Source organism: Streptomyces virginiae (genome assembly GCF_000720455.1).
In the GTDB taxonomy this organism is placed as follows: domain Bacteria; phylum Actinomycetota; class Actinomycetes; order Streptomycetales; family Streptomycetaceae; genus Streptomyces; species Streptomyces virginiae.
The window spans coordinates 1-4,821 of record NZ_JOAK01000072.1 but is presented as its reverse complement, the minus strand read 5'-3'; the positions used below and the strand labels follow the sequence as shown (position 1 = coordinate 4,821).

Here is a 4,821-nt window from a genome sequence, read left to right as displayed (position 1 = left end):
CAGCAGGTCAACGGCCCACTCAGCCCTGCCCGAGACGGACCTTCTGCAACACCCTTTAGGTCGTGTCCGCAAAGTCCCGCCTGCGCGGCGGGGTCCGGCCCGCCCTCCGGGCGGCCGGCGCTTCTTCGCGGACACTCCCCAGGTCGTGTCCCTCGGATTGCACGAGACGTCTCGTCTCGTTAGAGTCGGATCATGACCTCAGCCAAGCCCGCCCACATCGCCATGTTCTCCATCGCCGCCCACGGCCACGTGAACCCGAGCATCGAGGTGATCCGCGAGCTCGTGGCCCGCGGCCACCGCGTCAGCTACGCCATCCCCGCCGCCTTCGCCGAGAAGGTCGCGGAGACCGGCGCCACCCCCGTCGTCTACACCTCCACCCTCCCCACCGACGACGAGCCGGAGGCCTGGGGCACCGAGCTCATCGACCACCTGGAGCCCTTCCTGAACGACGCCGTCCAGGTCCTCCCGCAGCTCGCCGCCGCCTTCGACGGCGACGAACCGGACCTCGTCATCCACGACATCACCTCCTACCCGGCACCCGTCCTCGCCCACCGCTGGGGCGTCCCCGCCGTCTCCCTCTCCCCGAACCTCGTCGCCTGGGAGGGGTACGAACAGGAGGTGGCCGAGCCGATGTTCGCCGAGCTGAAGGCCTCCGAGCGCGGGCAGGCGTACTACGCGAAGTTCGCCGCGTGGCTCACCGAGAACGGTCTCGGCGACCAGGTCGACCGCTTCCAGGGCCGCCCGCGCCGCAGCCTCGTCCTGATCCCCAGGGCCCTCCAGCCCCACGCCGACCGCGTCGACGAGAGCGTGTACACCTTCGTCGGCGCCTGCCAGGGAGACCGCAGCGCCACCCAGGGCACCTGGAACCGGCCCCCGGCCGCCGACGGCAGGAAGGTCGTGCTCGTCTCGCTCGGCTCGGCCTTCACCAAGCAGCCCGCCTTCTACCGCGCCTGCATCGACGCCTTCGCCGACCTGCCCGACTGGTACGTCGTCCTGCAGATCGGCAGGTTCACCGACGAGGCGGACCTCGGTGAGGTCCCCGCCAACGTCGAGGTCCACCGCTGGGTGCCCCAGCTGGACATCCTGCGCCAGGCCGACGCCTTCATCACCCACGCCGGCGCCGGGGGCAGCCAGGAAGGGCTCGCCACCGCCACCCCGATGGTCGCCGTCCCCCAGGCCGTCGACCAGTTCGGCAACGCCGACGTGCTCGCCTCCCTCGGCGTGGCCCGGCACGTCCCGATGACCGACGCCGACGCGGCCACCCTGCGCGAGGCGGTCCTCTCCCTCACCGCCGACCCCGCCGTCGCCGCCCGGGCCGAGGAGATCCGCGCCCGGATGGCCACCGAGGGCGGCACCCGCCGGGCGGCAGACCTCATCGAGGCCGAACTGTCATAGCCGCGGCCTAAGGTGCCCCCATGACGAAGAAGTACGCGGCGCTGCTGCGCGGGATCAATGTCGGCGGCAGCAAGAAGGTCCCGATGGCGGAGCTCCGCTCCCTGCTCCAAGGCCTCGGGCACGGCGACGTACAGACGTACCTGCAGAGCGGCAACGCCGTCTTCAGCAGCGCGAAGACCGACCCGGTGGCGCTCGCCCGGGAGCTGGAGGCGGCCATCGAAGCCCACTTCGGCTTCCGGGTCGCATGCCTGGTCGTGGACGGTGCGTACCTGCGCGCCGTCGCGGAGGCGTGCCCCTTCCCGGCCGCGGAGCTGGAGGGCAAGCAGCTCCACGCCACCTTCTTCTCCGAGCAGCCCGGCGCGGAGCGCTTCGCCGCGCTCGACGGCGCCGCGTTCCTCCCCGAGGAGTACCGGCTCGGCGACCGCGTCCTCTACCTCTACGTCCCCGAGGGCCTGGGCCGCTCCAAACTGGCCGAGGCCCTCGCCAGACCCGCCGTCGTCAAGGGCATCGACGCCACCACCCGCAACTGGAACACCGTCACCAAGCTCGTGGAGCTGACCGGCCCCTGACCCCGTGCCTAGGGCACCGGGGTGGCCTGGTGGTAGTACATCCGCCAGCCGGACCCGTCGTCCGCCTTCCGCCAGATCGAACTCCGGCGCGCCCGCCGCCCGTCGATCGTGGTCTCGTACGTGAGGTGCACGACCCCCGGGGCCAGTTCGACCCCGGACATGCCGGCGGGCTCGTACCGCGGACCGTCCTCGGCGCCGCCCTCCAGCTCCGGCAGCGCCGCGAGCATCGCCGACCGGTCCCACCTGCGGCCCGAAGCGCCCACCTCGACGAACTCCGGATCGAGGAGCCCGTCCGTCAAGGCCCTCGACGTCCGCACGCCCGGGCTCATCAACCGCATCTCGCGCGCGACCGCCTCGGCCACGCCCTCTCCGTCCACACCCATGTGACCATCCTGACCCGGGGGAGCGGGGCACGGGCAACCGGCCCCGGGGGCGACCGGGCCGGCGAGGTGTGCCAGGCTCATCGGCATGCGGTACATCATCATCGGCGCGGGCGCCGTGGGCGCCACCATCGGCGGACGGCTCGCGGAGGCGGGCGGCGAGGTCGTCCTCGTCGCGCGCGGCGCGCACGCGGAGGCCCTGCGGGCCGACGGGCTGCGGCTCACGACGGCGGACGGACGCCGCGTACACCGGCTCGACGTGGTCACCGGTCCGGACGAGATGGGCGAACTGCGCCCGGACGACGTGCTCTTGCTGACGGTGAAGACCCAGGACGCCATCGCGGCGCTCGACGCCTGGGGCGACGCGGAGGTCGCGGGCGGCGGCACGGCCGCGCAGCGGCTCCCGGTGCTCTGCGCGCAGAACGGCGTGGAGAGCGAGCGTCTGGCGCTACGACGGTTCGCGCGCGTGTACGGCGTGTGCGTCTGGCTGCCCGCCACCTTCCTGGAGCCGGGCGTCGTCTCCGCGCTGTGCGCCCCGCTGACCGGCATCCTGCACCTGGGCCGCGCCGCGGGCGGAACGGACGCGCTCGTCCGGGCCGTATCGGCGGACCTCGCCAAGGCCGGCTTCGAGGCCCCGGTGGTCGAGGACGTCATGCGCTGGAAGTACGCGAAGCTGCTGGGCAACCTCGGCAACGCGATCCAGGCGACGACCGGCCCGGAGCCCGACCCGGCGAAGGCTGCGCTGCTGGCACGGGCCGCCCGCGAGGCGAAGGCCGCCTTCGGGGCGGCCGGCATCGCCTACGCCTCGGACGCCGAGCAGGCACAGGCCCGCGACGGGAAGGTCGAGCAGCCGCCGGGCGTACGGGGCGGCTCCTCCTGGCAGAGCCTGGCGCGCGGCACGGGCTCGGTGGAGGCCGACTACCTCAACGGGGAGATCTCGCTGCTGGGCCGTCTGCACGGGGTGCCCACCCCGGTCAACGACGTCCTGCGGCACGCGGCGAACATCTTCGCGCGGGAGGGCCTGCCGCCCGGTGCGATGTCCGTCGCGGACCTGACGGCCCTCGCCGACGAGGCCGCGGCCCGCGCCGGCGCTTAGCGGCCGTCAGGCCGTCAGGGCCGGGAGGCGGGCGGGCGCCGCGGCGGCCGCGTCGTAACGGCGCAGCAGCAGGAGGGCCAGTTCCGGGGCGGCGCCCAGGACGTCGGCCACCACGTCGGCGCCCGCGGCCTCGGCGCCGGCCGCGATGCGGTCCGGGAGCCGGCCGGGGGCGATGACGTAGGGGGCCACCGCCACCCGGGCGAAGCCCTCGGCCCGCAGGGCCCGTACGGCGTCCTCCGTACGGGGCAGAGCAGCGGAGGCGAACGCAGGCCGCACGGCGCACCAGCCGGTGTGCCGCCACTCCCGCGCGATTTCAGCGATCACTGCGATCGCCTCCGGGTCCGTGGAGCCGGCGGACGCGAGCACCACCGCGGTGGTGGCGCGGTCCGCCGGGGTGAGGCCGGCTTCGGCCAGCCGGCGTTCGAGCGCGTCGACGAGCAGCGGCGACGGGCCGAGGACGTCCGCCACCGAGACCGAGAGGCCCGGCAGACGGGTCAGCGCCTCCGACAGCGTCGCAGGGATGTCGGCCTTCGCGTGGAAGGCCCGCGTCAGCAGCAGCGGCAGCGCCACCACGTCGCGGACGCCGTCGGCGTGCAGGGCCGACAGCACCTGCTCGACCCGCGGGGCGTTGAAGTCCAGGAAGGCCGTCTCCACCCGCAGTCCGGGCCGCAGCGCCCGCGCCCGCCGGGTGAGGGCGTGCACGGTCGCGGCGTGCCGCGGATCGCGGCTGCCGTGGGCGATGACCAGCAGTACGGGCGACACGCCGCTCAGCTCTTCACCAGCAGGCCGCGGCTGCGCAGCACGTACGTTGGCCGAGGCCCAGGCCGAGGTCGGGGGAGGAGGCGATGATCTCGGCGGCCATGAGGGAGCGCCAGGAGAAGGCCCAGCCCTGCTTGAGACCGGCGACGTAACCGGGCAGCGCGGCCGGCATGACCACGTGCCAGGGACCAGCAGGCCGAGCGGGGTGCCGATGGCCAGGGCGAGCAGGAAGCCGAGCAGGCCGCGGGAGACGGAGGTCCAGATGACCTCCAGCAGCGTCCCCTTCAGCCACATGTCGGACAGGCTGTCCCACACCGCGGAAAGGGCGGGGAGCTTGGTCTCGTCGGTGACCTTCAGGGAGACGAGGACCTGCCACACCACCAGGACCAGCCCGACCGCCAGGAACGGCGGCAGGACCTTCTTGACGAGGACCTCGCGGACCGGCGTGCGGTGCGTCTGCACCGCGTCCAGGGCGTCGAGACCGGCCTCCAGACCCGCCAGGTCGTCCGTCTTCGCCTTCGTATCAGTGTTGGCCATGGCGGCGGATCTCCCCACGCAGGTGTTCAGTGATCTCGAGGGACAGCTCGGCGACGTCCGCGTCCTCGATGCGGCGCGGCTGGGC

The 4,821-nt window shown here is 73.7% G+C and carries 4 protein-coding genes and 3 pseudogenes; 3 read left to right on the top strand and 4 right to left on the bottom strand.

Annotation, left to right across the window (positions count from 1 at the left end; genetic code table 11):
- Nucleotides 1–145: 145 nt before the first annotated feature.
- Nucleotides 146–1,395 (top strand): annotated as a pseudogene (mgt, locus tag IG86_RS0137900) (macrolide-inactivating glycosyltransferase).
- Between the two features lie 20 nt (nucleotides 1,396–1,415).
- Nucleotides 1,416–1,964, top strand: coding sequence for a DUF1697 domain-containing protein (locus IG86_RS0137895; protein WP_030824489.1), 549 nt, complete (start codon nucleotides 1,416–1,418; stop codon nucleotides 1,962–1,964).
- Between the two features lie 8 nt (nucleotides 1,965–1,972).
- Here IG86_RS0137895 and IG86_RS0137890 read toward each other — a convergent pair whose 3' ends face one another.
- A complete protein-coding gene (locus IG86_RS0137890; protein ID WP_030824493.1) occupies nucleotides 1,973–2,347 on the bottom strand; it encodes a nuclear transport factor 2 family protein in 375 nt (124 codons plus the stop codon).
- 85 nt (nucleotides 2,348–2,432) lie between these two features.
- Between IG86_RS0137890 and IG86_RS0137885 the strand changes: the two genes are divergently transcribed.
- Nucleotides 2,433–3,440 carry a ketopantoate reductase family protein gene (locus IG86_RS0137885; RefSeq protein WP_030824495.1) on the top strand — a complete coding sequence of 336 codons (1,008 nt, stop codon included), beginning with the start codon at nucleotides 2,433–2,435 and terminating at the stop codon, nucleotides 3,438–3,440.
- 6 nt (nucleotides 3,441–3,446) lie between these two features.
- Here IG86_RS0137885 and IG86_RS0137880 read toward each other — a convergent pair whose 3' ends face one another.
- The 3 genes and pseudogenes from IG86_RS0137880 to IG86_RS44955 all read right to left on the bottom strand — a co-directional run.
- Nucleotides 3,447–4,211 carry a sirohydrochlorin chelatase gene (locus IG86_RS0137880; protein ID WP_037848537.1) on the bottom strand — a complete coding sequence of 255 codons (765 nt, stop codon included), beginning with the start codon at nucleotides 4,209–4,211 and terminating at the stop codon, nucleotides 3,447–3,449.
- Nucleotides 4,212–4,248: 37 nt separating this feature from the next.
- A pseudogene (locus IG86_RS42025) lies at nucleotides 4,249–4,736 on the bottom strand (hypothetical protein); the annotation flags it as partial.
- Nucleotides 4,723–4,821 (bottom strand): annotated as a pseudogene (locus IG86_RS44955) (ABC transporter ATP-binding protein); the annotation flags it as partial. The pseudogenes IG86_RS42025 and IG86_RS44955, both read right to left, overlap by 14 nt.

What these genes read in the sequence shown, in the direction of transcription:
- IG86_RS0137895 (WP_030824489.1), top strand. Translation starts at nt 1,416, where the DNA reads ATGACGAAGAAGTACGCGGCGCTGCTGCGCGGGATCAATGTCGGCGGC.
- IG86_RS0137890 (WP_030824493.1), bottom strand. Translation starts at nt 2,347, where the DNA reads ATGGGTGTGGACGGAGAGGGCGTGGCCGAGGCGGTCGCGCGCGAGATG.
- IG86_RS0137885 (WP_030824495.1), top strand. Translation starts at nt 2,433, where the DNA reads ATGCGGTACATCATCATCGGCGCGGGCGCCGTGGGCGCCACCATCGGC.